This is a genomic window from Bradyrhizobium sp. ma5 (assembly GCF_042258955.1).
Classification (GTDB): domain Bacteria; phylum Pseudomonadota; class Alphaproteobacteria; order Rhizobiales; family Xanthobacteraceae; genus Bradyrhizobium.
This window is the reverse complement of record NZ_CP170156.1, coordinates 5,082,712-5,105,274: the sequence shown is the minus strand read 5'-3', so window position 1 is coordinate 5,105,274 and position 22,563 is coordinate 5,082,712. Positions and strand designations below refer to the sequence as shown.

Below are 22,563 nucleotides of genomic sequence, written 5' to 3'. Positions count from 1 at the left end.
CGCCCATTCCGAACACCGATGTTTCTTGTGATGGGAGGACGATGATGGAGTCTGCGACATACACGCGCCCGAAGCTCGTGAGAATCGTGGTTGCTTTGCTGGGAGTGACGTTTCTTTGCCTGTTGTTCAGCAACCTTGCGCTGGCTGAGGATGCGGCGGCGCCGCCGGCCTGCGGCGGCAAGATCCTCGAGAAGTGCACGCCGAATTCCGGCGACACCGCCTGGATGCTCACGTCAGTCGCGCTCGTCCTGATGATGACGATCCCGGGGCTCGGCCTGTTCTATGGCGGCATGGTGCGCAAGAAGAATGTGGGCGACACCGTGATGACCAGCTTCGCCGTGACCTGCCTGGTCACGATCCTGTTTGCCGTCGTCACCTACAGCCTGGCGTTTCGTGCCGGCACGCCGTTTATCGGCGGTCTGGATCGCCTGTTCCTCAAGGACATCCTGAGCGACATCGGCAAGGGTGGCATCGGCAATCCCAATCCGCTAGCCGCGACCATTCCTGAGTCCGTCTACATCTGCTTCCAGATGACGTTCGCCATCATTACGCCGGCGCTGATTGCCGGCGCGTTTGCCGAGCGGATGAAGTTCTCGGCGATGCTCTGGTTCATCGGGCTGTGGGCGATCTTCGTTTATGCCCCGATCGCGCACTGGGTCTGGGGTCCTGACGGGATCTTCTCGGCGGGCAACGATGCTGCCTATGTCAAGGTTCTCGATTTCGCCGGCGGCACCGTGGTGCACATCAATGCCGGCGTGGCGGGCCTGATGTGCGCCATCATGCTCGGCAAGCGCGTCGAGACCGGGCCGGCGCACAACATGGTGCTGACCTTCATCGGCGCCTCGCTGCTGTGGGTCGGCTGGTTCGGCTTCAACGCCGGCTCCGCCGTCACCGCCGGAATGCAGGCGGGCATGGCCATGCTGGTGACCCAGATCGCGACCGCAGTGGCGGGCTTCACCTGGATGCTGGTGGAGTGGGCGTTGAAGGGCAAGCCGACCGTCGTCGGCATCTGCTCGGGGGCCGTTGCGGGCCTCGTCGCGATCACGCCGGCCTCCGGTTTCGTCGGGCCGGTCGGCGCGTTCGCGATCGGCATCGCCGCCGGCGTCTGCTGCTACTGGGGATGCACCGGCTTGAAGCGCATGTTCAGCTACGATGACGCGCTGGACTGCTTCGGTGTCCATGCCCTCGGCGGCATCGTCGGGGCGCTGCTGACCGGGGTGTTCGCGGTCGAGCAGTATGGTGGTACGGCCGGCGTTCTGGAGGGAAATCCCGGGCAGTTCATCAATCAATGCATCGGCGTCGCGACGGTTTTCGTGTATGATGCCGTCGTGAGCCTGATCATCCTGTTCGTGATCAATCTCTTCGTCGGGCTTCGCGTGACGCGCGACATCGAGCGCGAAGGGTTGGATCTGGCACTGCACGGCGAGGTCGTGCAGTAGACTTGGCGGCATTCCGCGCAAGCCGGCGATCGCCGGCTGGCGCGGATCAAAGCTGTTCGAGGTGATCCGATGAACTGGTTCTATTGGAACACAGCGTGGTCGCTGTTCTTCAGCCTCGTTTGGTTCATGACCATCACACACAATCCGGATGCAGAGATCGCGGACGCGCATCTGCGCGATGAGGCGTTCAAGGGCTAGCTCCGGTAGTAGCGCCACATCCTGAGGAACGTCCGGTGGATTTCGTCGGGCGTCCGATCGAATGGCTCGAGACTGACGCGGACCACGCCACGGTGGTCCATGCGCCACGGCAAGCGCATCAAGAGCCGATAGGCCGGCCGCTTGCGCCAATCGGCCACCAGCGCGCTGCCGAGCGGCCCATCGAGTGCGATCTGCAGTTCGTGAACGGTCATCGCGCGCTCGGCGATCTCGACGAGATCGATGCGCGTGATGGCGCGCCAGCGGATCAGCCCGAAGGCCTGGATGAATATGCCGTACTGGTTGGCCCCGATGGTCGGACGACCGGCCTCCAGCAGAGGAATGTTGTAATAGGTGAAGCCGCCCGCGGCAGCCGCCGGCGCCAGCCAATAGAGCGCGCCCGTGATCCAGCTCGCGGTCAGGAAGATCGCGGCGAGGGCTGCCGTGACATAGACCGGAAAGTAGGTGTCCTCGCGGCCGTAGGCGACCGAGTAGCCGCCGACGTTTCCCTCGTCCAAGGTTGCGATCATCTGAGCCCTGCGCCCCGGAACCTGTCCGGGAATCATGCGGGATGACGCAGGCTAGAAAGCAAAAACGGGGCCGCGAGGGCCCCGTTTGAAACGTCAGAAGCAGGCGATCTTACTTGATCTTGGCTTCCTTGAACTCGACGTGCTTGCGCGCGACCGGGTCGTACTTCTTCTTGACCAGCTTGTCGGTCATGGTGCGCGAATTCTTTTTGGCGACGTAATAGAAGCCGGTATCGGCCGTCGACACGAGCTTGACCTTGATGGTGACCGCTTTGGCCATGTGCAAAACCTCGAAAATGCAGGGATATCGGGAGCCGGCCAAATCGGCCCGCGTTTGGCCGGGAAACTAGCCAGAAACCGCCCAAAGTCAAGGATTTCCAAGCCAAAACCACCCCGATTCCGGGCCGATTACCCCCCAAAGAACTGATTTTTGGGCCGCGGCAGGCCCAAATTCTCGCGCAGGGTCTGACCTTCGTACTCGGTGCGGTAAATCCCGCGCTTCTGCAGTTCCGGCACCACCTTGTCGACGAACTCGAACAGGCCCTGCGGCAGATAGGGGAACATGATGTTGAAGCCGTCGCTGCCGCGGCCGGTCAGCCATTCCTCCATCTGGTCGGCAATGGTCTGCGGCGTGCCGACGAAGGCGAGCCCGCCATAGCCGCCGACGCGCTGGGCGAGCTGGCGCACGGTGAGCTTGTCGCGCGCCGCGACATCGACGAGGCGCTGTCGCCCGCTCTTGCTGGCATTGGTTTCCGGGATCGGCGGCAATTGCCCGTCAGGATCAAAGCCGGACGCATCGGTGCCGAGGACCACCGACAGCGAAGCGATCGCGCTGTCGTAATGCACGCGGCTGTCGAGCAGCGCGCGCTTCTCCTTGGCTTCCTCGACGCTGTCGCCGACCACGACGAAGGCGCCGGGCAGGATCTTCAGATGCTCGGGATCGCGGCCGATCTTCTCCATGCGGCCCTTGATGTCGGCGTAGAGCTTCTGTCCGTCCGCAAGGCTGCCGCCGCCGGTGAACACGGCCTCCGCCGTCTCGGCCGCAAGCTGCCTGCCGTCGTCGGACGCACCGGCCTGCACGATGACCGGCCAGCCCTGCACGGGGCGGGCGATGTTCAGCGGGCCGCGCACCGAGAGATATTTGCCCTTGTGGTTGAGCACATGCATCTTGTCGGGATCGACGAACAGCCCGGACTCGACATCGCGCACGAAAGCATCGTCGGCGAAGGAATCCCAGAGACCAGTCACGACATCGTAGAACTCGCGGGCGCGCCTGTAGCGCTCGGCGTGCTCCATGTGATCGTCGAGGCCGAAATTCAGCGCCGCGTCCGGATTGGACGTGGTGACGATATTCCAGCCGGCGCGGCCGCCGGAGATGTGATCGAGTGAGGCGAAGCGCCGCGCGACGTGATAGGGCTCATCGAAAGTGGTCGAGCCGGTCGCGATCAGGCCGATATTCTCGGTGACGGCCGCGAGTGCCGACAGCAGCGTGAACGGCTCGAACGAGGTCACGGTGTGGCTGCGCTTCAGCGCGTCGATCGGCATGTTCAGCACGGCCAGATGGTCGGCCATGAAGAAGGCGTCGAACTTGCCGGCCTCGAGCTTCCGGATCAGCGTCTTGATGTGATCGAAGTTGAAATTGGCGTCGGGCCAGGCCCCGGGATAGCGCCAGGCGCCGGTGTGAATGCTGATCGGCCGCATGAATGCGCCGAGCTTGAGTTGACGCTTCGCCATTGCCCCGTTCCGTCTTTGATGTCGTTAGCGGAACAGATAGGGAGGCCGGGCGGCAACGCCATGAGGGTCCTTAAGAAGAATCTTGCAATCTGGGCGACGAGCAGAGGATATTTTCAACCGGCACCTTTGTCATCGGGGAGGGGGACATGGTCTATCCGGGAAGGCTGTTGCTGATCGCGGGTGTTCTGGTCGCGATGGTGCTCTGTGTTGGAAGCCCGGCGCGGGCGCAGATCGTTGCGATCGGCGCAAGCAACGTCGCAGGAAAGGGCGTCAGCAGTTCGGACGCCTGGCCGGCCCAGCTCGAGGGGATGCTCGCCGCGAAGGGCCGGAGCGTTCACGTGACCAACGCGGGGATATCAGGCGATACCAACGCGGGCATGCTGGGGCGACTGGATTCCGCGGTCCCCGAAGGGACCAAAATCGTGTTGCTCGACCGCCGCGGCGGCGGCTGGAATGCGCGCCGACGCGGGCAGGGAGATCAGAATGCCGAACTGGCTGCGATCGAAGCCCGGCTTCGCGGCCGGCACATCCGCGTGATCCCGATGTGGTGGAACGAAGTGCTGCGCAATTATCTCCAGCCGGACCAGATTCACTTCACGGCGGAGGGACACAGGGTGGTCGCAGCGCACATGCTGCCCGCGGTGATATCAGCGGTGCGCTGACCTGACGTTGTGTACCGGTATTGCTGGGGTCACGCCCCCAGCACGTCTTTCTGCATCTTGCCGCCGTAGAAATGGAAGAACGGCACCGGCGCGTCGTGACGAAGCGGGCCGGTGGCGAGGCGGCGGTCGAGCTCGGCGAGCACGTTCTTGGTCATGGCGTGCGCGTCCGCGAGCGGCTCGGAGCCGATTTCGACCCACACGAGCTCGACCAGTTCGGCGTCGGCATGCACCACGCCTTCGACACGATGCGCGATCGTCGAGGCGTCGGCGGTGAAGAAGCGGGTGTCGAAGCGGCGGACGCGGCCGGGCGGCGTGATCGCACGCGCGATCAGGAACAAGCCGGACGGATCGGGCAAGAGACCAGCGTCGGCGAACGGCGCCCAGGGGCCATCGAGCTTCTGCGACTTCTCGACCTTGCGGCCGAGGCAGAGCCCGGTCTCTTCGCAGGCTTCGCGGATCGCGGCATTGGCGAGCGCACGCGCGCGGCCGGGCGTGATCTTCGGGCTGCCCTTCAACAGATTGGCTTCGAGCTCCGGTGTGATCGGCGCTGCGACCGGCACGCGGTTGTCGGCCTTGTCGACGCGGCCGCCGGGGAACACGAACTTGCCGGGCATAAACACGACCTTGTCGTGGCGCTTGCCAACCAGGACCTTCGGCTTGGCGCCGGAGCGATCGATCAGGATCAGCGTCGCCGCATCCTTCGGCCGGAAGTACGCGTGGTGATCGGCTTCTTTCTCGCCCTGATGGACGACGGCGGCGGGTGCGGCAGCTTCAGTCATTTCATCCCTTTCATTTCTTCTTGATGGCCGGTTTAGCTAGACCGGCGGGATGTCGCTAGGGGGATTCTCGTCAAAGCCATGCATGCGCAGGGCCCATTGCAGTCCGATCACGGCTCCCTTCACCGGCTGCAACAGCGCCAGCGATGCGAACAGCGTGAACGGCAGATAGATCGCAAGTTGCAGCCACACCGGCGGCGCATAGTCGGTCTCGATCCACAGCGCAGTCGGTACCACGATATGGCCGACAATGACGATGACGAGATAGGCGGGCAGATCGTCGGCGCGATGCGGCGAGAAATCGAGATCGCAGACTGGGCAATGGCCGTCGCATTTGAGAAACTTGCGGAACAGCCGGCCTTTTCCGCAGCGCGGACAACGGCTGAGGAACCCGCGCTTCATCGCGGTCCACACGTCGCGCTTCTCGGGCTCCACAGCGTCGCGAGTCCAAACCACCGTCGGCGGTGTCACTTCCATGACTTGCCTCGCTTCGATTTGCCGGACTTCTGCTTCGCCGGCTTGCGATCCTTCTTGTTGCGCGCCTTCCGTTCCTTGTGTGCCTTCTTGCCGGACCCCTTGCCTGGTCCTTTATTTGGCCCCTTGCCAAATCCCGCGCTGCGGCGCTCGGTTCCGACGCCCTCGCGTTTTCTGCCGCGCGGAATTGCCTGACCTTCGGATAATAGCTCAAAACGCAGCGCGCCCGCCACCGGCGCGGCCTCGACCAGCCGCACGTCGACGACGTCGCCGAGCCGATACATCGCGCCGCTGCGCGTGCCGATCAGCGCGTGGCGGGTTTCGTCGTAGTTGAAATACTCGCTGCCGATGGTGCGGATCGGGATCAGGCCGTCGGCGCCGGTGTCGTCGAGCTTCACGAACAGGCCGGCGCGCGTCACGCCGGAGATGCGGCCCTGGAACGAAGCGCCGACCTTGTCGGCGAGGAAATGCGCGATCAGCCGGTCGGTGGTCTCGCGCTCCGCCTTCATCGCGCGGCGCTCGGTGACGGAAATCTGCGCGGCGATCTCGGCCAGCGTTTCCACGCTCTCGTCGGTCGGCAAGGCACCTTCGCCAAGGCCGAGTGCGCGGATCAGTGCGCGATGCACGATCAGATCGGCGTAGCGGCGGATCGGCGAGGTGAAGTGCGCGTAGCGCCGCAGGTTCAAGCCGAAATGGCCGTAGTTCTCGGCGGAGTATTCGGCCTGCGCCTGCGAGCGCAGCACGACCTCGTTGACCAGCGGCTCGTAATCCTCGCCGGAGACTTGTGCCAGCACACGGTTGAACTGGGCGGGACGCAGCGCGCCCTGCTTGGTGAAGGGCAGGTCGAGTGTCTTGAGGAATTCCTGGAGGTTGTGCACCTTCTCCTGGCTCGGCTCGTCGTGCACGCGATAGATCAGCGGCAGCGCCTTCTTCTCCAGCATCTCGGCGGCGGCGACGTTGGCGAGGATCATGAATTCCTCGATCAGCCGGTGCGCATCGAGCCGCTGCGGCACGATCACCCGATCGACGGTGCCATCGCCCTTCAGCAGGATCTTGCGCTCCGGCAGATCGAGATCGAGCGGATCGCGCTCGTTGCGTGCGAGCTTGACGAGTTCATAGGCCGACCACAGCGGCTTGAGGATCGGATCGAGCAGGGGACCGGTGGTGTCGTCGGGCCTGCCGTCGATCGCGGCCTGCGCCTGCGCGTAAGCGAGCTTCGCCGCCGAGCGCATCAGCACGCGATGGAAGGTGTGCGAGCGCTTGCGGCCGTCGGAGCCGATCACCATGCGCACCGCGAGCGCACCGCGCGGCTCGCCCGGCACCAGCGAACAGAGATTGTTGGAGATGCGCTCGGGCAGCATCGGCACCACGCGATCGGGAAAATACACCGAGTTACCGCGCTGGAGCGCGTCGCGGTCGAGCGCCGAGCCGGGCCGCACATAGAAGGCGACGTCGGCGATCGCGACGTGGACGATGAAGCCGCCCTTGTTGTTCGGATCGGAATCGACCTCGGCATGCACCGCGTCGTCGTGATCCTTCGCGTCCGGCGGGTCGATGGTGACGAGCGGCACGTCGCGCCAGTCCTCGCGGCCCTGCAAGGTCGCGGGTTTTGCTTCTTCGGATTCGCGCACGGCGGCGGCGGAGAACACCTGCGGAATGTCGTGCGTGTTGATCGCGATCAGGCTGATCGCTTTCTCGCTCGCGATCGAGCCGAGCCGCTCCTTGACCCGGGCGGAGGCAAGCCCGTAGCCGCGGGTGCGGATCAGGTCGACGCTGATGAGGTCGCCGTCCTCGGCATCGCCGCTGTCGGCCTTGGCGATGTTGAGCTCGCGCCCGGCCTGCTTCTTGTCGACCGGGATCAGGCGCCCGCCGCCATCGGGGTTCTTGCGGAAGATGCCGAGGATGCGACTGCGCCCGTGGTCGATCACGTTGATGACGCGGCCGCGATAGTGCCTGTCGCCGTTCTCGTCGGTCACCTCGACGTGGAGCAGCGCGCGGTCGCCGACGCCGGCGGTAGTGCCGGGCTTCGGCCGCCGCGGCGTCTCGATGCGGATTTTCGGGGCGGTGCCGTCTTCCGAGTCCCACTCGGCAGGGGTGGCGATCAGCTCGCCGTCGCTGTCGCGGCCGGTGATGTCGGCGAGCAGGGTCGGCGGCAATGCCGCCGGTTCGTGGATCTTGCGGCCGCGCTTGGCGACCGTGCCGTCGTCCGCGAGCTCGCGCAGGATCCACTTCAACTCGATGCGGTCGGCGTTCTTCAGGCCGAACTCGCGCGCGATCTCGCGGGTGCCGACCTTGCCTGGATTGGCGCGAATGAAGGCGACGATGGCGTCCCGGCCCGGAAAGCCATGGTCGGGTTTTCGTTTCACTTATCCTCTTGCCTTGCCGGCGCTCTTCTTTGCGGGCGCTTTCGCGGGTGCCGATGACTTTGCGGGCGAGGTCTTGGCACCGGAGGCGACCGGCGCGCGCGCCTTGCTGGTCGCATCCGCTTTCGGCTTCGCAGCCGCCTTCTTCGACGCAGCCTTCTTGGCAGGCTTGGCCTGGGCGTCGCCGTCGGTCTCTTCAGACGTTGTCTTTTCAGATTTGGCTTTCTTGGCCTTGGCAGGCTTTTCCGCCTTCGCCTTCTTGGCCTTCTTGCCGCCGCCCTTGGCCGCGCGCTCGTCGATCAGCGCGATCGCTTCCGGAAGCGTGATCTCGTCCGGGGTGCGATCGCTCGGGATCGTTGCGTTGACGCCACCGGCCGCGACATAGGCGCCGTAGCGGCCGTTCTTCAGCGCAACGGCGCCGAGCGTCGGGTGGTCGCCGAGCGGCTTGCCCGGATCGGCGCCGAAGCGGCGGCCGCTCGGGCCCTTCGCGATCTTCTCAGCGATCAGCGTGACGGCGCGGTTCAAGCCGATATCGAACACCTCGTCGCCGGCCTCGAGGCTGGCATAGGTCTTCTCGTGCTTCACGAACGGCCCGAACCGGCCGAGGCCGGCGGTGATCGGCTCCCCGGTTTCCGGATGCTTGCCGATCTCGCGCGGCAGCGACAGCAGCTTCAGCGCGAGTTGGAGATCGACATCGCCAGGCGAGGTGCCCTTTGGAATGCCGGCGCGCTTCGGCTTCTCGCCTTCGGCGTAATCCTTCTGCTCGCCGAGCTGGATGTAGGGGCCGAACCGGCCGGCCTTCACCGTGACGTCGAACCCGGTGTCGGGATCGGTGCCGAGCACGCGATCGGCGCTCTCGGCGCTGTCGGCTGCGAGCGGCCTTGTGTAGCGGCATTCCGGATAGTTCGAGCAGCCGACGAAGGCGCCGAACTTGCCGGCCTTGAGGTTGAGCCGGCCGGTGCCGCAGGTCGGGCACTGCCTGACGTCGCCGCCGTCCGCGCGCGGCGGATAGATGTGCGGGCCGAGCATCTCGTCGAGCGCATCGAGCACCTCGGAGACGCGCAGGTCCTTGATGTCGTTCACCGCGCCGGTGAAGCCGCTCCAGAAATCCTTCAGCACCTGCTGCCAGGAGATCTCGTTGTTGGAGACGCGATCGAGCTGTTCCTCGAGATCGGCGGTGAAGTCGTACTCCACGTAGCGCGAGAAGAAATTCTCGAGGAACGCGACCACGACGCGGCCCTTGTCCTCGCCGTGCAGCCGCTTCTTCTCGAGCTTGACGTAGCCGCGGTCCTTCAGCACCTGCAGGATCGAGGCGTAGGTCGAAGGACGGCCGATGCCGAGCTCTTCCATCCGCTTCACCAATGATGCTTCCGAGAAGCGCGGCGGCGGCTCGGTAAAATGCTGGGTGACGGCAAGGCTCTGGCGCTTCACCGCCTCGCCCTGGCTCATCGCGGGCAGGCGGCGTGAATCCTCGTCCTCCTCGTCGTCGCGGCTTTCCTGGTAGAGCGCGAGGAAGCCGTCGAACTTGATGACCTGGCCGGAGGCGCGCAGCTCCAGCACACGGGCGCCGGCCTTGGCCTCGATGTCGACAGTGGTGCGCTCGAGTTCGGCCGATTCCATCTGGCTCGCAATGGTGCGCTTCCAGATCAATTCGTAGAGCCGCGCCTGGTCGGCATCGAGCCTGCGGCCGATGGCGGCCGGACGGCGCGACAGATCGGTCGGGCGGATCGCTTCGTGCGCTTCCTGCGCGTTCTTGGCCTTGGCCTGGTATTGGCGCGGGGCATCCGGCACATAGGCGTTGCCGTAATCCTCGCCGATCACCTTGCGGGCCTGGGTGATCGCGGACGGATCGATCTGCACGCCGTCGGTTCGCATATAGGTGATGAGACCGGTGGTCTCGCCGCCGATGTCGATGCCCTCATAGAGCCGCTGCGCGATGCGCATGGTGTGCGCCGGCGCGAAGCCGAGCTTGCGGCTGGCTTCCTGCTGCAGGGTCGAGGTGGTGAAGGGCGCCTGCGGATTGCGCCGCGCCGGCTTGGCTTCGACGGTCGCGACCTTGAACAGCGCGGCCTCGATCGCCTTCTTGAAGTCCTCGGCTTCCGCGCCGGAGCCGATGTCGAGCCGCGCGATCTTCTTGCCGTCGGCGCCGACCAGCCGCGCCTCGAAGGCGTCGCCGCGCGGCGTCAGCAGCGTCGCGACCAGCGACCAGTACTCCCGGGGCACGAACTTCTCGATCTCGAGCTCGCGGTCGCAGACCAGCCGCAGCGCGACCGACTGCACGCGGCCGGCGGAGCGGGCGCCCGGCAGCTTGCGCCACAGCACGGGCGAGAGGGTGAAGCCGACCAGATAGTCCAGTGCGCGGCGCGCCATATAGGCGTCGACCAGCGCGCCATCGATCTGGCGCGGCGCCTTCATGGCGTCGGTGACCGCCTGCTTGGTGATGGCGTTGAACACGACGCGCTCGACCTTCTGGTCCTTCAGTGCGCGCTTCTCCTTCATCACCTCCAGCACATGCCAGGAGATCGCTTCGCCTTCGCGATCAGGGTCGGTTGCGAGAATCAGGCGGTCGGCCCCCTTGAGCGCCTTGGCGATGTCGTTCAGCCGGCCGGCGGCCTTGGCATCGACCTCCCAGATCATCTGGAAATTGGCGTCCGGATCGACCGAACCATTCTTGGCCGGGAGGTCGCGAACATGGCCAAACGACGCCAGGACCTCGTAGGAGGACCCCAGATATTTGTTGATCGTCTTGGCCTTGGCAGGCGACTCCACAATGACGATATTCATGTCATTCCAATGGCTTATGGGAAAACTTGAAGGTGGGTTCCGCTAGACTCGCGGCCCGCAGTGTCGGGGCGAACATGGGTGCTGGGGCGGTCGGTGTCAAATCGCCAGATATTGAAGGGAGGGCTCAAGCTGTGGAGTCTCTATCCCAAGGGTTGAAAAATACGTCCTAGAGTTGCGCCCGGAAACGGCGTATCTCTTTATATATAGGGTGGGAATCGGATTAGGCCTTTTGAGCAGCACAGGGGGCGGGCGCAAGCCCAAGCAGTCCGGCCGACGGCGACCGGAGGGCGACGAGCCAGATGGGGAGCCAGGTGGGGAGGGCGGTCCGGATGACGCCCTGGTCCTGATCGCAGCGGCCGCGACCGAGCTCGCCAAACTCGCCCAGCGCCACAAGTTCGATTTCCTCGACCATCTGCTCGCGATGACCCGCCTTGAGGCCGACGAGCAATTGCGCGCGCGTAGCCGAAGGAAGCTGTCGTGAGGGCATGACAGGGCCGGTCTTGCATCAGGGCTCTCTCCATTCGCCAGGACGGCGGCGAGGATGGGTCTCGTTCGCTACGACGCGCCGTGATCTGCGCACCTCATCTCGGTGTCATCGCCCGGCTCGACCGGGCGATCCGGTATTCCAGAGGTAGAAGTGCTTGAACTGAGAAGCCGCGGCGTACTGGATCGCCCGGTCCATGTGCGCAATTGCGCACAGGCCGGGCGATGACAGTTGTGGATGAGGCCAAGCTTCGCGCTCTCGCGACGATGACGAAGGATGGCGTTTACGCCGATACGCGCCGCGCGCGCTTCACGGCAGGCCGCGGCTTCAACGTGGTATCGGCCGCACCCAACACGCGCCCGTCCTGCGACAACAGCGCGAGCTTCTTCACCGGGTTGCCCTTGCCGCGGTCGACCATGATGGTCGCGATCTCGTCCGGATGGTCGTCGAACTCCTCGGTCCACTGCCGGAGCGCGACCAGGATCGGAAAGATGCCGTGGCCCTTCGGCGTCAGGACATATTCCTGATAGGCGCTGCCGTCGGAGGCGGGGACCGTCTTCAGGATGCCGCGCTCGACCAGCGTGCGCAGCCGTGTGGTGAGGATGTTCTTCGCAAGCCCGAGGCTGGCCTGGAATTCGCCGAAGCGGCGCCGGCCGAGGCTCGCGTCGCGGATGATCAGGAGCGACCACCAGTCGCCGAACACGTCGAGCGCGCGGGCCACCGGACAGCTGTCGCCTGCAAGGCTGGTTCGTTTCACGACGCACGCTCCGAAAGTTGGCCATCACGCTCTTGTGTGGTTGCAATATTAAACCTGATGGCCTAGGTAGGCAACTAAGTTTAATAATGCAACCAACTAACTGGAGGCGGACATGAGACTGGCGAACAAGACGGCGTTGATCACCGGCGGCAACAGCGGCATCGGGCTTGCGACAGCAAGGCTGTTCGTCGCCGAAGGCGCCAAGGTCGTCATCACCGGGCGCAACAAGGAGACGCTCGCGGCGGCGGCACGGGAGCTCGGGCCGAACGCGTTCGCGGTGGTGGCTGACGCCACCGATGTCGCTGCGCTGGAAGCCGCGGTGAAGCAGGGCGCGGAAAAGTTCGGCAAGTACGACGTGCTGTTCGCCAATGCCGGCATTCCCGGCCAGACGCCGGTTGGCGGCACCACGCTCGCCGCATTCGAAAATGTGATCCGCACCAATCTCACCGGCGTGTTCTTCACGGTGCAGGCGGTCGCGCCTTATCTGAACGACGGCGCGTCGATCATCCTCAACGGCTCGGTGATTTCCGTGCTCGGCAATCCCGGCTATTCGGCCTATGCGGCGAGCAAGGCCGGTGTGCGCGCGATGGCGCGTGTGATGGCGTCAGAGCTGTCGCCGCGCAACATCCGCGTCAACGTAGTGGCACCGGGCGCGGTGCGGACGCCGATCTGGGGCGCGGCGATCGCAACGCCCGAGGCTGAAAAGGCGTTCGAGCAGCGCATCGGCAAGTCCACGCCGCTCGGACGTATCGGTGAACCCGATCACATCTCGAAGACCGTGCTGTTCCTCGCGTCCGACGACGCGGCGCACGTGCAGGGGCAGGAACTGTTCATCGATGGCGGTGCAACGGCATCGCCCGCGGGCGCGCCGATCTATCGCGGCTAGTTTGTTTCGCATTGTAACGAACGGCCGGTGTGAAGCAGTTCACACCGGCCGATTTCGCGCGCGACTACTATCGCGCGTATTGAACCTTTGACGTACTCGCCGGACTCCTGAATGGGCGGGAATTTTTTCACCACGGAATCATTTTGGAGTTCCTTCATGCCGAAAGCAGCCCGCATTGCGACGCCGATCCCGGTTTCGTCTACGTCCGAAAATGAAAATTCAGACTCAGCGCAGTTTGTGACGGTCGCGCTGTTTTCCGGCATCGGTTTGTTGATCTCGCTCGTCGCCGTCATCTTCGGCATTCAGGGCGTCTGGCTCTGAGGTATCGCGCGGGGCAAGTCCACGCATGACGCGTAGCGTTTGGACGAGACCTTGCCCCACCCACAACTGTCATACCCCGCGTATGCGGGGTATCCAGTACGCCGAGACCTCTCGGTCCAATAAACGGCGTCTCTGGAATACTGGGTCACCCGCTTTCGCGGGTGACGACAGCGGTTCTGGAACTAGGCGGCGTTTAGGCTGCCGGCGGCCTGCAGCGCGCCTGCAACGGCCTTCTCGCGATGCTCGGGACCGACCTGGATGCCGTCGGCGGGGATCAGCTCGAGATTCTTGACGCCGATGAAGCCGAATACCCCGCGCAGATAAGTCTCGAGGTGCTCGAGCGCGGCCATCGGCGTGTCGGCGCCGTAATAGCCGCCGCGCGAGATCGCGATGATGACGCGCTTGTTGCCGGCCAGTCCCTCGACGCCGGCAGCGCCATATTTGAAGGTCTTGCCAGCGACCACGATGCGGTCGATCCAGGCCTTGAGCTGGGAGGGAATGGTGAAATTGTACATCGGCGCGCCGATCACGACGATGTCGGCGGCAAGGAACTCGTCGAGAACGGCCTGGCCGGTCGCGATGTCATCGCGCACCGACGGGTCCGGCGCCGCGCCCTGGCCGGCGGCGAGGTGCAGGCCGGAGAGGTGAGCGAGCGGGGTCTGGGTGAGATCGCGGTAGCTCACGACCAGGCCCGGATTGGCCTGGCGCAGCCGCTCGACGGCGGCGGCAGAGACTTGGCGGCTGACGGAGTGGGGGCCGAGGACTGAGGAGTCGATGTGCAGAAGTTTCATGGCAGGGGTCACCTTTGGTATAGGTTTGTAACTGGCGCTATATGAGTGACTGCCCTAAATGTCCGCAAGAACGCACATTTTTGAAACCCGAGCACAGCAATGAGACCTGAGAACATCCATGTGACTGCTCCGCCGAGGCCGAGTCCCGACCACAGCGATTGTCGTGCGGTCGCCTCCGTGCTGGCGCGGGTCGGCGACAAGTGGAGCGTGTTCGTGATCATGATGCTGATGGAGGGGCCGAAGCGCTTCAACGAGCTGAAGCGAATGATCAACGGCATCTCGCAGCGGATGCTGACGCTCACGCTGCGCGGGCTCGAGCGCGATGGCCTTGTCACGCGCACGGTGTTTCCGACCATCCCGCCGCGGGTCGATTACGAGCTCACGGATCTTGGCCGCGGCCTGGCGAAGCCGGTGAAGGCGCTCGGCGAATGGGCCTTCGCGCATCTGCCGGAGATCGAGGGCGCGCGGACACGGTTTGACGGACGCAACGAGTAGGGAGTGTTATCCGTCACCCTGAGGAGCGCGCTCTTGCGCGCGTCTCGAAGGGTCGACGGCCACCAGCCGGGCCGTGCATCCTTCGAGACGCCTGCTGCGCAGGCTCCTCAGGATGACGGTGACGGATTGGAATAAGTCACCCAAGCTGCTGCGTCAGATCATCGACACCAGCCCGCCACCGTGACGCTCGAGTCGGCCGGCGAGCTCGAGTTCGAGCAGCACCGCACGGACGACGGCGGGCGAGACATCGGCCATCCGGATCAGATCGTCGAGGCTGATCGGGCTCGGTCCGAGCAGATTGATGATGCGGGCGCGATCGGACGCATCGGTGGCAAAATCCAGTGGCTCGTCGTCTTCGCGCGCGGACAGCATGACGGGCCGCTCCATGATCGGCGTGACCGCGTTGATGACATCGGCGGCTTCGGTGACCAGCGTGGCGCCTTGCTTGATCAAATCGTTGGCGCCGGCGGCGCGCGGATCGATCGGCGAGCCCGGCACCGCGAACACCTCGCGGCCCTGTTCGGCGGCCATCCGCGCCGTGATCAGCGAGCCCGAACGGTGCGCGGCCTCCACCACCACGACGCCGAGCGATGCGCCCGAGATCAGCCGGTTGCGGCGAGGGAAGTCGCGCGCTCGCGGCACGTGGCCGAGCGGCATCTCCGAGATCGCCGCGCCGCGCGCAAGCAGGGCGGCGAGCAGATCCTCATGCTCCGGCGGGTAGATTTTGTCATGGCCGCCGGCCAGCACGGCGACCGTGCCGCTTGCAACGGTCGCGCGATGCGCCGCCTGGTCGATGCCGCGGGCGAGGCCGGAGATCACGACAAAGCCGGCATCGCCGAGATCGCGCGCCAGCTGGCCTGCAAATTTCAACCCGGCGCCGGAGGCATTGCGGGAGCCGACGATCGCGATCATTGGCCGCATCAGCGTGTCGCGCGCGCCGCGCACGGCAAGCAGCGGCGGCGCGTCGTCGATGGTGGCAAGCCGCGCGGGATAGTGGGCTTCCTCCGGCGCGACGAGGTCGATGCCGAACTTGGCGCAGGCCGCGAGCTCCGCGGCGGCATCGGCCTCGCTCGTGATGCGCCCGGGTCCCGATGCGCCGCCGCGGCGCGCGAGATCAGGCAGGCGCTCCAGCGCATGCGCCGCATCGCCAAAATGGCGGAGCAGCGATGCAAAGGTGCGCGGGCCGACATTGTCGGAGCGGATCAACCGGAGCCGGTTGAGCCGTTCGGTGTCGGTGAGTTCAGTGGTGCTGGGAGACCGGTCATGCATGCGGGGGCCAGCTTCGCCCAACCTGGGATTGTGATCAACTGCGACGTTGGCGCAGCGACGCGCGACGCGCTACAAGCGCTTGCCAAGAAGCCGTCAAGAAACAGGAAGTCTGCCGATGATTTCGCTTGCCGATCTCCAGCGCCGCATCGCCTCCGGCGAATTGTCCGCCGATGCCGCTATCATGCAAACGCAGGACGCCATCGCGGCGCAGGACAAGACCATCGGCGCCTTTGTCCGTCATGACGCGACGGCGCGCGCGCAGGATGCCGGGCCGCTGCGCGGGATTGCGGTCGGCATCAAGGACATCATCGATACCGCCGGATTCCCGACCGAGATGGGGGCTGCGATCTATCGCGGCCATCAGCCGCGCGCCGATGCGTCTGTGGTGATGGCGCTGAAGCAGGCCGGCGCGACCATCATCGGCAAGACCACGACCACCGCGTTCGCGGCGAACGATCCGACCGCAACGCTCAACCCGCACAATCACGCGCATACGCCGGGCGGATCATCGTCGGGCTCGGCAGCCGCGGTTGCCGCCGGGATGATTCCGCTGGCGCTCGGTACGCAGACCGGCGGATCGGTGATCCGGCCGGCCTCGTTCTGCGGCGTCGCCGCGATCAAGCCGAGCTACCGGCTGCTGCCGACCGTCGGCGTGAAGTGTTTTTCGTGGACGCTCGATACCGTCGGGCTGTTCGGCGCCGGCGTGCGCGATGTCGCGCTGGGGCTGGCGGCGATGACCAAACGGTCTGACCTGGTGGTGCCGTCGCAGATCGCAGCACCGCGCATCGGCGTGGTGACGCAGGCCTTCGCCGGCGCGCCGGAACCATCCGGCGCGGAGGCGTTGCAGAAGGCCGCGCGGGCCGCGGAGCAGGCGGGCGCAACCGTGCGCGAGCTTGCGGTGCCCGACAACATCGCCGAGGCGTGGCGGATCCATCCGATCGTGCAGGAGTTCGAGGCGCACCAGTCGCTCGCCTGGGAGTACGGCCAGAACTACGATGCGATGCCGCCGCTGCTGCGCGGCCGGCTCGACGAGAGCAAGGGCGACACGCCTGCCGAGTACGACGCGGCGATGGACGTCACGCTGCGCGCGCGGCAGGCGCTGTCAGCGATTTTTGGCGAGGTCGATGTGCTGTTGACGCTGTCGGCGCCGGGAGCCGCGCCGAACGGCTTGGCCTCGACCGGCGATCCCCGTTACAACCGGCTGTGGACGTTGATGGGCGTACCGTGCGTCAACGTGCCGACGCTGACTGCCGAGGGCGGACTGCCGGTCGGCGTGACCGTGATCGCGGGTTTTGGTGATGACGCGAAGGCGCTGGCGGCGGCGAGCTTTGTCGAGGATGCGCTGAGGAAATAACCGCCGTCATTCCGGGGCTCGCGAAGCGAGAACCCGGAATCCATTTCACAGCGAAGATGCGGCCCAATGGATTCCGGGCTCGATGCTGCGCATCGCCCCGGAATGACGGAGAGAGTTATTTTTTCTCGCCGATCTTGCCTTCGGTGCCGGCCTGCAGGCGCTTGATGTTCTCGCGGTGTGTGTAGAAGAGCAGCAGCGTCAGCACGGCGAACAGCGAGGCGAGCGCGTTGTGGCCGAACCACCACAGGAACAGCGGCGTCACGAACGCGGCGATCAGCGCCGACAGCGACGAGTAGCGCGTGGTGGTGGCGGTGCCGATCCAGATCACGGCGAAGATCAGCGCCGCCGGCCAGAACAGGCCGAGCAGCACGCCGATATAGGTCGCAACGCCCTTGCCGCCGCGAAATTTAAGCCAGACCGGGAAGAGGTGGCCGAGGAATGCGCCCAGCGCCGCCAACATCGCCGCGTTCGGGCCGTCGATTGAGCCCGCGATGATCACAGCGACCGTGCCCTTGAGCATGTCGCCGATCAGCGTTGCCGCGGCGAGGCCCTTGTGGCCGGTGCGCAGCACGTTGGTGGCGCCGATATTGCCCGAGCCGATGGTGCGCAGATCCTGCGTGCCGGCGAGCCTGGTGAGGATCATGCCGAACGGGATCGAGCCCAAGAGATAGCCGATCAGGAAGGCGGCCAGCAGCATCGCGTCAGCGGACATCGCGGTGGCTCCCCGGACGGTCGGTTAGGTCCATTTTGGACAATCCTGTCAATGAAATATTAACCATCGATCCGCACCATGGCCTTGGAAATGAGGGACCTTATCATGGCTTCTGTTCGCAGGCGGCTGGAGCAGGTTTTCTTTGTCGTTTACGTCGCGGCCATCGTCGTGGGAACGACGATGGAAGCAATGTCGCAACTCGCGGCGCGCTGAGTTCCGCGCCTAGTCTAGACGTGTTCGTACACCGTCCGTCCGCCGACGATCGTCCGGGTCACGCGGCCCGAGAAGCGGGCGTCGTCGAACGGCGTATTTTTGCACAGCGATTTGAGGTCATCGCGGTCGAGCACCCAGGGGGTGTCGGCATCGATCACGATCACGTCGGCCGGGGCGCCGGCGCGCAGTGTGCCGCCGGGCAGGCCGAGCAGTTCCGCCGGTCGGGTCGACATCGCCCGGATCAGCGTCTTGAAGTCCATCTCGCCATTGTGGATCAGCCGTAGCGCCGCCGGCAGCATGGTCTGCAGGCCGACTGCGCCGCTCGCCGCTTCCGCGAACGGCAGCCGCTTGACCTCGACGTCCTGCGGATTGTGATCGCTCATCACGACGTCAATCAACCCGGAGGCAAGCGCTGCGACCAGCGCCTTGCGGTCCTCCTCGGTGCGCAGCGGCGGCGCCAGCTTGAGGAAGGTGCGGTAGGGGCCGATATCGTTCTCGTTCAGCGTCACGTGGTTGATCGAGACCGAGGCCGAGACGTGGAGCCCGTTGTCGCGGGCACGCTTGAGGATTTCCAATGACTCGATCGAGGTCAGCGACGCCGCGTGATAGCGGCCGCCGGTCAGCCCCGCGAGCCGCATGTCGCGCTCGAGCATGATGGACTCCGCCGCGGTCGGGATCCCCGCAAGCCCGAGCCGCGTGGCGAATTCGCCCTCGTTCATCACGCCTTCGCCCACGAGGTGCGGATCCTCGGTGTGGTGCACGATCAGCGCGTCGAAATCGCGGGCATAGGTCAGTGCGCGTCGCATCACCTGGGCGTTGGTGACGCTGCGGTCGCCGTCGGTGAAGGCGACGGCGCCGGCAGCCTTCAACAGGCCGATCTCGGTCATCTCCTGGCCCTGCATGCCCTTGGTCAGCGCTGCCATCGGATGGATGTTGACGATCGCGGTGTCGCGGGCGCGGCGCAGCACGAAGTCGACGGTCGCCGAATTGTCGATGACAGGCGAGGTGTCGGGCTGGCAGATGATGGTGGTGATGCCGCCGGCGGCGGCGGCCTGGCTCGCGGATGCAAAGGTCTCGCGGTGGCTGGCGCCGGGTTCACCGACGAAGGCGCGCATGTCGATCAGGCCGGGGGCCACGATCTTGCCGGCGCAATTGACGATGTCGGTGCCTTCGGGGACGCCGGCGGCGCCGATGCCGCGCTTGGCGTCACGGATCACGCCGTCGGCGATCAGGACGTCGCCCGGACCGTCGAAGTCGCGGGACGGATCGATGACGCGGGCGTTGGCGAGCAGGATGGGGCGGCGGTCAGTCAGCATGGCGTCACGCGTTCGGCAGGTTGCGGGCGAGCGCTTCGAGCACTGCCATGCGCACCGCCACACCCATTTCGACTTGTTCTCGGATCAGCGATTGCGCGCCGTCCGCGACGAAGGTGTCGATCTCGACACCACGGTTCATCGGGCCCGGATGCATCACCAGCGCATCGGGTTTGGCGTATGCGAGCTTCTTCTGGTCGAGGCCGAAATAGTGGAAGTACTCCTGGCTCGACGGCACGAAGGAACCGTTCATGCGCTCGCGCTGCAGCCGCAGCATCATCACGATATCGGCGCCGTTCAGCCCCTCGCGCATGTCGCGCGCGACTTCGACGCCCATCCGCTCGATGCCGCGCGGCAGCAGCGTGGAGGGCCCCACCACGCGGACGCGGGCGCCCATGGTGTTGAGCAGGAAGATGTTGGAGCGCGCCACGCGCGAATGCAGCACGTCGCCGCAGATCGCAATCGTCAGCCCCTCGATCCGGCCCTTGTTGCGCCGGATCGTCAGCGCATCGAGCAGCGCCTGGGTCGGGTGCTCGTGGGCGCCGTCGCCGGCGTTGATCACGGAACCGTCAACCTTGCGCGCCAGCAGCTCGACCGCGCCGGACGCATGGTGGCGCACCACCAGGATGTCGGGGTGCATCGCGTTCAGCGTCACCGCGGTGTCCATCAAGGTCTCGCCCTTGCGGGTCGACATCGATGACACCGACATGTTCATAACGTCGGCGCCCAGGCGTTTTCCGGCGATCTCGAACGAGGACTGGGTCCGGGTCGAGGCCTCGAAGAACAGATTGACCTGGGTACGGCCGCGCAGACTGGCGCGTTTCTTGTCGACCTGGCGGTTGAGCTCGACATACTCCTCGGAGAGGTCGAGCAGGCCCGTGATGTCGTCAGCGGAAAGGCCCTCGATGCCCAGCAGATGCCGGTGACCGAGGACAAAAGTCGATTTCAATGATGGGGTCATTAAAGCGAGAGCTATAGGCGTGGATGGCCGGTGGGGCAAGCGCGAAGAGGGCCCGCAGGAGTTTTCCCCGAGTAAGATGGGGCTGGGTTTCTCCGCCATCATGCCCGGGCTTGTTGCGAGCTGTCCGGGCCTTGCTTTTGCTGGTTTTTCGGGAACAAGACGTGCACGGCCGGGTTCAGGCGGAGCATAGGCGAGGTAGTCCTTGGACGGCCATGCAGGCAAGACAGCGGAGCGAGAATTCGTGAAATTCGCCGTGATCGCATTGCTGGTCTTCGGGGTGATCTCTTCCGCCTTCGCTCAGGGCCTGCCCGGCGGCTTCGTGTTCCTGCGTGAGATCGATCCGACCATCATCCAGGACATCCGCTACGCGACCTCCAACAATTTCATGGGGCGGCCGATCGCGGGCTATGGCGCGCCGGAATGCGTGGTGAAGCGGGATGTGGGGCTGCGGCTCAAGGCCGTGCAGCAGGAACTGGCGCGGCAACGCCTGTCGCTGAAGATGTTCGATTGCTACCGGCCGGTGCGCGCGGTCGCCGACATGGTGGCGTGGTCGAGGAACGGCAAGGAGACCGCCGCCGAGCGGCGCTACAACCCGGCGTTCTCGAAGGCGGATCTGTTCCGCCTCGGCTACATCGCCACGCATTCGGGGCATTCGACCGGCGCCGCGGTCGATCTCACGCTGGTTGATCTGACCGCGGACAATTCGCGCAAATTCGATCCGGCCAAGGACTATGCCGATTGCACCGCGCCGGTCGCCGCGCGCGCGCCCGAGGGCAGCGTCGACATGGGCACCGGCTATGACTGCTCTGATGCGAAGGGTCACACCGCCTCCGGCGCGATCACGCCGGCGCAGCGACGCTGGCGCAACCTTCTGGTCGCGGCGATGGCCCGGCAGGGGTTTGCCAACTATTCAAAGGAATGGTGGCATTTCTCGCTGCCGGGAGCGAGCGCGGCAGCATATGACTTCCCGATCGCGCGGGCGCGCTAGTGCTGGATTTTCTTCAAATCCGGGACATTTTCGTAAGACAAGGCTTGCCATCGCAAAAGTAGCCGAATGCGCTTTCAACACTCCTTAATTGTGGCCGTATGAAGTGCGGGCATTGCGGGAGCAGAAAACATGCGTTGGGCTGTTGTCATTGTTGCCGTCGGTGCGTTCGGCATCGCGATCTACGACCAGTACGACAAGGGCGCGAACTATCAGCGCGTCGATGCGCGCATCAGCAGCGTCAATGACCAGTGCTATCTGGAAAAGGTCGAGCGCGGCGTCATCACCAAGACGACGTTCACGTCGGACCTCACTCGCTGCGAAACCGCTGAGCTGCTGCGGAAGGAGCATCCGAAGTGGCAGGGCTATCACGTGATGCACAAGATCGAGGTGCGCGTCGTGTATGTCTCGCCGGTCGATGGCGTCTCGCACCGGTCGAGCCTGGAGATGTCGTTCTTCCCCAGCGGCAAGCCGCTGCGCGCCGGCGAGGTTTTTCCGGTACTGGCCTCCAAGACCAAGGCAGACAAGACGCGCATGATCTGACCGTCACAGCGGTCCGACAGGATGGGAGTTCGACTATGCGTCTGGGGCTCTACGGCATCATCGCGATCGGCGTCGCGGGCCTCTATGTCTACATCGAGCTCGACAAGCGGGTGAACTTCCGACCGATCGACGCGCGCGTCAGCAGCGTCAAGGAGCAATGCTATCTGGAGAAGACCGAGGACAATCGGAGCTCGACCTCCGATCTGTTGCCTTGCGAACTCACCGAACTTCTGGCGCGTCACCATCCGAAATGGCAGGGCTCCGACATCAAGCACAAGATCGAGATCCGGTTTGCCTACATCTCTCCGGTGGACGGCGCCGCGCACGAATCCAACCTGCAACTGGCTGAATATCCCGATAACCGGCAACTGAACCGCGGCGACATCTTTCCGGTCCAGGCGTCCAGGAGGGAGGCGAACCGGACCCGCGCCAATGACTGGGTCGACCGCTGGCTCGGCCGTCATGCGCCGAAGCATGGAAGCATCTAGCGGACGTGTACTTTTCGCTGCCCCGTGCCGGCCTGCA

24 protein-coding genes are annotated in these 22,563 nt (G+C 65.2%); 11 read left to right on the top strand and 13 right to left on the bottom strand.

All coding sequences use genetic code 11. The annotated features are described in order from the left end of the window. Positions 1-41 precede the first annotated feature (41 nt). Positions 42-1,439 carry an ammonium transporter gene (locus ACE103_RS23770; protein WP_375775102.1) on the top strand — a complete coding sequence of 466 codons (1,398 nt, stop codon included), beginning with the start codon at positions 42-44 and terminating at the stop codon, positions 1,437-1,439. A 69-nt stretch (positions 1,440-1,508) separates the two neighbouring features. Further along, on the top strand, positions 1,509-1,637 hold the full coding sequence (locus tag ACE103_RS23765) for a hypothetical protein (RefSeq protein ID WP_256520374.1): 129 nt from the start codon (positions 1,509-1,511) through the stop codon (positions 1,635-1,637). Here ACE103_RS23765 and ACE103_RS23760 read toward each other — a convergent pair. The 3 genes from ACE103_RS23760 to ACE103_RS23750 all read right to left on the bottom strand — a co-directional run bounded on the left by ACE103_RS23760 (position 1,634) and on the right by ACE103_RS23750 (position 3,895). Continuing rightward, on the bottom strand, positions 1,634-2,164 hold the full coding sequence (locus tag ACE103_RS23760) for a hypothetical protein (RefSeq protein WP_375775101.1): 531 nt from the start codon (positions 2,162-2,164) through the stop codon (positions 1,634-1,636). The two genes, ACE103_RS23765 and ACE103_RS23760, sit on opposite strands and share 4 nt — an antisense overlap. A gap of 109 nt (positions 2,165-2,273) precedes the next feature. Continuing rightward, complete coding sequence (gene rpmG, locus ACE103_RS23755) at positions 2,274-2,441, bottom strand: 50S ribosomal protein L33 (RefSeq protein WP_018271988.1); 168 nt, start codon at positions 2,439-2,441, stop codon at positions 2,274-2,276. 128 nt (positions 2,442-2,569) lie between these two features. Beyond that, positions 2,570-3,895: an LLM class flavin-dependent oxidoreductase gene (locus tag ACE103_RS23750; protein WP_375775100.1), complete on the bottom strand. Its 1,326-nt coding sequence runs from the start codon at positions 3,893-3,895 to the stop codon at positions 2,570-2,572. Positions 3,896-4,041: 146 nt separating this feature from the next. Between ACE103_RS23750 and ACE103_RS23745 the strand changes: the two genes are divergently transcribed. Continuing rightward, positions 4,042-4,557 (top strand): hypothetical protein, encoded by a 516-nt coding sequence (locus tag ACE103_RS23745; protein WP_375775099.1) that lies wholly within the window; start codon positions 4,042-4,044, stop codon positions 4,555-4,557. 29 nt (positions 4,558-4,586) lie between these two features. Here ACE103_RS23745 and ACE103_RS23740 read toward each other — a convergent pair whose 3' ends face one another. Genes ACE103_RS23740 through topA form a run of 4 tightly spaced genes read right to left on the bottom strand, consistent with a single transcriptional unit; the run spans position 4,587 to position 10,954 of the window. Further along, positions 4,587-5,336, bottom strand: a complete 750-nt coding sequence (locus ACE103_RS23740; RefSeq protein WP_229168009.1) for an NUDIX domain-containing protein — start codon at positions 5,334-5,336, stop codon at positions 4,587-4,589. Between the two features lie 36 nt (positions 5,337-5,372). After that, entirely contained in the window at positions 5,373-5,810 is a 438-nt protein-coding gene (locus ACE103_RS23735) for a DUF983 domain-containing protein (protein WP_375775098.1), read from the bottom strand. Further along, positions 5,801-8,173 carry a ribonuclease R gene (gene rnr, locus ACE103_RS23730; protein WP_375775097.1) on the bottom strand — a complete coding sequence of 791 codons (2,373 nt, stop codon included), beginning with the start codon at positions 8,171-8,173 and terminating at the stop codon, positions 5,801-5,803. Before rnr ends, ACE103_RS23735 begins: the two co-directional genes overlap by 10 nt. Continuing rightward, positions 8,174-10,954, bottom strand: a complete 2,781-nt coding sequence (gene topA, locus ACE103_RS23725; protein ID WP_375775096.1) for a type I DNA topoisomerase — start codon at positions 10,952-10,954, stop codon at positions 8,174-8,176. Between the two features lie 229 nt (positions 10,955-11,183). Here topA and ACE103_RS23720 point away from each other — a divergent pair, with 229 nt between their 5' ends. Further along, a complete protein-coding gene (locus tag ACE103_RS23720; protein ID WP_375775095.1) occupies positions 11,184-11,435 on the top strand; it encodes a hypothetical protein in 252 nt (83 codons plus the stop codon). 286 nt (positions 11,436-11,721) lie between these two features. On the opposite strand, the gene ACE103_RS23715 is transcribed toward ACE103_RS23720, so the two are convergent. Continuing rightward, positions 11,722-12,195 carry a winged helix-turn-helix transcriptional regulator gene (locus ACE103_RS23715; RefSeq protein ID WP_375775094.1) on the bottom strand — a complete coding sequence of 158 codons (474 nt, stop codon included), beginning with the start codon at positions 12,193-12,195 and terminating at the stop codon, positions 11,722-11,724. A gap of 112 nt (positions 12,196-12,307) precedes the next feature. On the opposite strand from ACE103_RS23715, the gene ACE103_RS23710 reads away from it, so the two are divergent. Continuing rightward, positions 12,308-13,081, top strand: a complete 774-nt coding sequence (locus ACE103_RS23710) for an SDR family NAD(P)-dependent oxidoreductase (RefSeq protein WP_375775093.1) — start codon at positions 12,308-12,310, stop codon at positions 13,079-13,081. Positions 13,082-13,237: 156 nt separating this feature from the next. Further along, a complete protein-coding gene (locus ACE103_RS23705) occupies positions 13,238-13,402 on the top strand; it encodes a hypothetical protein (RefSeq protein ID WP_223967525.1) in 165 nt (54 codons plus the stop codon). Positions 13,403-13,584: 182 nt separating this feature from the next. Here ACE103_RS23705 and ACE103_RS23700 read toward each other — a convergent pair whose 3' ends face one another. After that, positions 13,585-14,193, bottom strand: coding sequence for an FMN-dependent NADH-azoreductase (locus tag ACE103_RS23700; protein ID WP_375775092.1), 609 nt, complete (start codon positions 14,191-14,193; stop codon positions 13,585-13,587). 99 nt (positions 14,194-14,292) lie between these two features. On the opposite strand from ACE103_RS23700, the gene ACE103_RS23695 reads away from it, so the two are divergent. Continuing rightward, complete coding sequence (locus tag ACE103_RS23695) at positions 14,293-14,688, top strand: helix-turn-helix domain-containing protein (RefSeq protein ID WP_342711596.1); 396 nt, start codon at positions 14,293-14,295, stop codon at positions 14,686-14,688. 153 nt (positions 14,689-14,841) lie between these two features. Here the strand turns inward: ACE103_RS23695 and dprA are convergent, their stop codons facing one another. Then, positions 14,842-15,957: a DNA-processing protein DprA gene (gene dprA, locus ACE103_RS23690; protein WP_375775091.1), complete on the bottom strand. Its 1,116-nt coding sequence runs from the start codon at positions 15,955-15,957 to the stop codon at positions 14,842-14,844. A 115-nt stretch (positions 15,958-16,072) separates the two neighbouring features. Between dprA and ACE103_RS23685 the strand changes: the two genes are divergently transcribed. Continuing rightward, on the top strand, positions 16,073-17,311 hold the full coding sequence (locus ACE103_RS23685) for an amidase (protein ID WP_375775090.1): 1,239 nt from the start codon (positions 16,073-16,075) through the stop codon (positions 17,309-17,311). Positions 17,312-17,426: 115 nt separating this feature from the next. Here the strand turns inward: ACE103_RS23685 and plsY are convergent, their stop codons facing one another. From plsY to ACE103_RS23670, 3 genes are all read right to left on the bottom strand, one after another. Continuing rightward, positions 17,427-18,023, bottom strand: a complete 597-nt coding sequence (plsY, locus tag ACE103_RS23680) for a glycerol-3-phosphate 1-O-acyltransferase PlsY (RefSeq protein WP_375775089.1) — start codon at positions 18,021-18,023, stop codon at positions 17,427-17,429. Between the two features lie 227 nt (positions 18,024-18,250). Further along, positions 18,251-19,552, bottom strand: a complete 1,302-nt coding sequence (locus ACE103_RS23675) for a dihydroorotase (protein WP_375775088.1) — start codon at positions 19,550-19,552, stop codon at positions 18,251-18,253. Between the two features lie 4 nt (positions 19,553-19,556). After that, positions 19,557-20,510 carry an aspartate carbamoyltransferase catalytic subunit gene (locus tag ACE103_RS23670; RefSeq protein ID WP_298368991.1) on the bottom strand — a complete coding sequence of 318 codons (954 nt, stop codon included), beginning with the start codon at positions 20,508-20,510 and terminating at the stop codon, positions 19,557-19,559. A 241-nt stretch (positions 20,511-20,751) separates the two neighbouring features. On the opposite strand from ACE103_RS23670, the gene ACE103_RS23665 reads away from it, so the two are divergent. From ACE103_RS23665 to ACE103_RS23655, 3 genes are all read left to right on the top strand, one after another. After that, on the top strand, positions 20,752-21,498 hold the full coding sequence (locus tag ACE103_RS23665) for a M15 family metallopeptidase (protein WP_375781169.1): 747 nt from the start codon (positions 20,752-20,754) through the stop codon (positions 21,496-21,498). A 129-nt stretch (positions 21,499-21,627) separates the two neighbouring features. Then, the gene (locus tag ACE103_RS23660; RefSeq protein ID WP_375775087.1) at positions 21,628-22,038 is read left to right on the top strand and encodes a hypothetical protein; all 411 of its coding nucleotides are present in this window, start codon (positions 21,628-21,630) and stop codon (positions 22,036-22,038) included. A 35-nt stretch (positions 22,039-22,073) separates the two neighbouring features. Further along, positions 22,074-22,526: a hypothetical protein gene (locus tag ACE103_RS23655; protein ID WP_375775086.1), complete on the top strand. Its 453-nt coding sequence runs from the start codon at positions 22,074-22,076 to the stop codon at positions 22,524-22,526. Positions 22,527-22,563: the final 37 nt, after the last annotated feature.

Bases quoted from the DNA above. Each gene is read 5' to 3' on its own strand.
- ACE103_RS23685 (WP_375775090.1), top strand. From the start codon at position 16,073: ATGATTTCGCTTGCCGATCTCCAGCGCCGCATCGCCTCCGGCGAATTG.
- plsY (WP_375775089.1), bottom strand. From the start codon at position 18,023: ATGTCCGCTGACGCGATGCTGCTGGCCGCCTTCCTGATCGGCTATCTC.
- ACE103_RS23770 (WP_375775102.1), top strand. From the start codon at position 42: ATGATGGAGTCTGCGACATACACGCGCCCGAAGCTCGTGAGAATCGTG.
- ACE103_RS23660 (WP_375775087.1), top strand. From the start codon at position 21,628: ATGCGTTGGGCTGTTGTCATTGTTGCCGTCGGTGCGTTCGGCATCGCG.
- ACE103_RS23705 (WP_223967525.1), top strand. From the start codon at position 13,238: ATGCCGAAAGCAGCCCGCATTGCGACGCCGATCCCGGTTTCGTCTACG.
- ACE103_RS23675 (WP_375775088.1), bottom strand. From the start codon at position 19,552: ATGCTGACTGACCGCCGCCCCATCCTGCTCGCCAACGCCCGCGTCATC.
- ACE103_RS23765 (WP_256520374.1), top strand. From the start codon at position 1,509: ATGAACTGGTTCTATTGGAACACAGCGTGGTCGCTGTTCTTCAGCCTC.
- ACE103_RS23745 (WP_375775099.1), top strand. From the start codon at position 4,042: ATGGTCTATCCGGGAAGGCTGTTGCTGATCGCGGGTGTTCTGGTCGCG.
- topA (WP_375775096.1), bottom strand. From the start codon at position 10,954: ATGAATATCGTCATTGTGGAGTCGCCTGCCAAGGCCAAGACGATCAAC.
- rpmG (WP_018271988.1), bottom strand. From the start codon at position 2,441: ATGGCCAAAGCGGTCACCATCAAGGTCAAGCTCGTGTCGACGGCCGAT.
- ACE103_RS23695 (WP_342711596.1), top strand. From the start codon at position 14,293: ATGAGACCTGAGAACATCCATGTGACTGCTCCGCCGAGGCCGAGTCCC.
- ACE103_RS23670 (WP_298368991.1), bottom strand. From the start codon at position 20,510: ATGACCCCATCATTGAAATCGACTTTTGTCCTCGGTCACCGGCATCTG.
- ACE103_RS23700 (WP_375775092.1), bottom strand. From the start codon at position 14,193: ATGAAACTTCTGCACATCGACTCCTCAGTCCTCGGCCCCCACTCCGTC.
- ACE103_RS23750 (WP_375775100.1), bottom strand. From the start codon at position 3,895: ATGGCGAAGCGTCAACTCAAGCTCGGCGCATTCATGCGGCCGATCAGC.
- ACE103_RS23760 (WP_375775101.1), bottom strand. From the start codon at position 2,164: ATGATCGCAACCTTGGACGAGGGAAACGTCGGCGGCTACTCGGTCGCC.
- dprA (WP_375775091.1), bottom strand. From the start codon at position 15,957: ATGCATGACCGGTCTCCCAGCACCACTGAACTCACCGACACCGAACGG.
- ACE103_RS23740 (WP_229168009.1), bottom strand. From the start codon at position 5,336: ATGACTGAAGCTGCCGCACCCGCCGCCGTCGTCCATCAGGGCGAGAAA.
- ACE103_RS23735 (WP_375775098.1), bottom strand. From the start codon at position 5,810: ATGGAAGTGACACCGCCGACGGTGGTTTGGACTCGCGACGCTGTGGAG.
- ACE103_RS23710 (WP_375775093.1), top strand. From the start codon at position 12,308: ATGAGACTGGCGAACAAGACGGCGTTGATCACCGGCGGCAACAGCGGC.
- ACE103_RS23655 (WP_375775086.1), top strand. From the start codon at position 22,074: ATGCGTCTGGGGCTCTACGGCATCATCGCGATCGGCGTCGCGGGCCTC.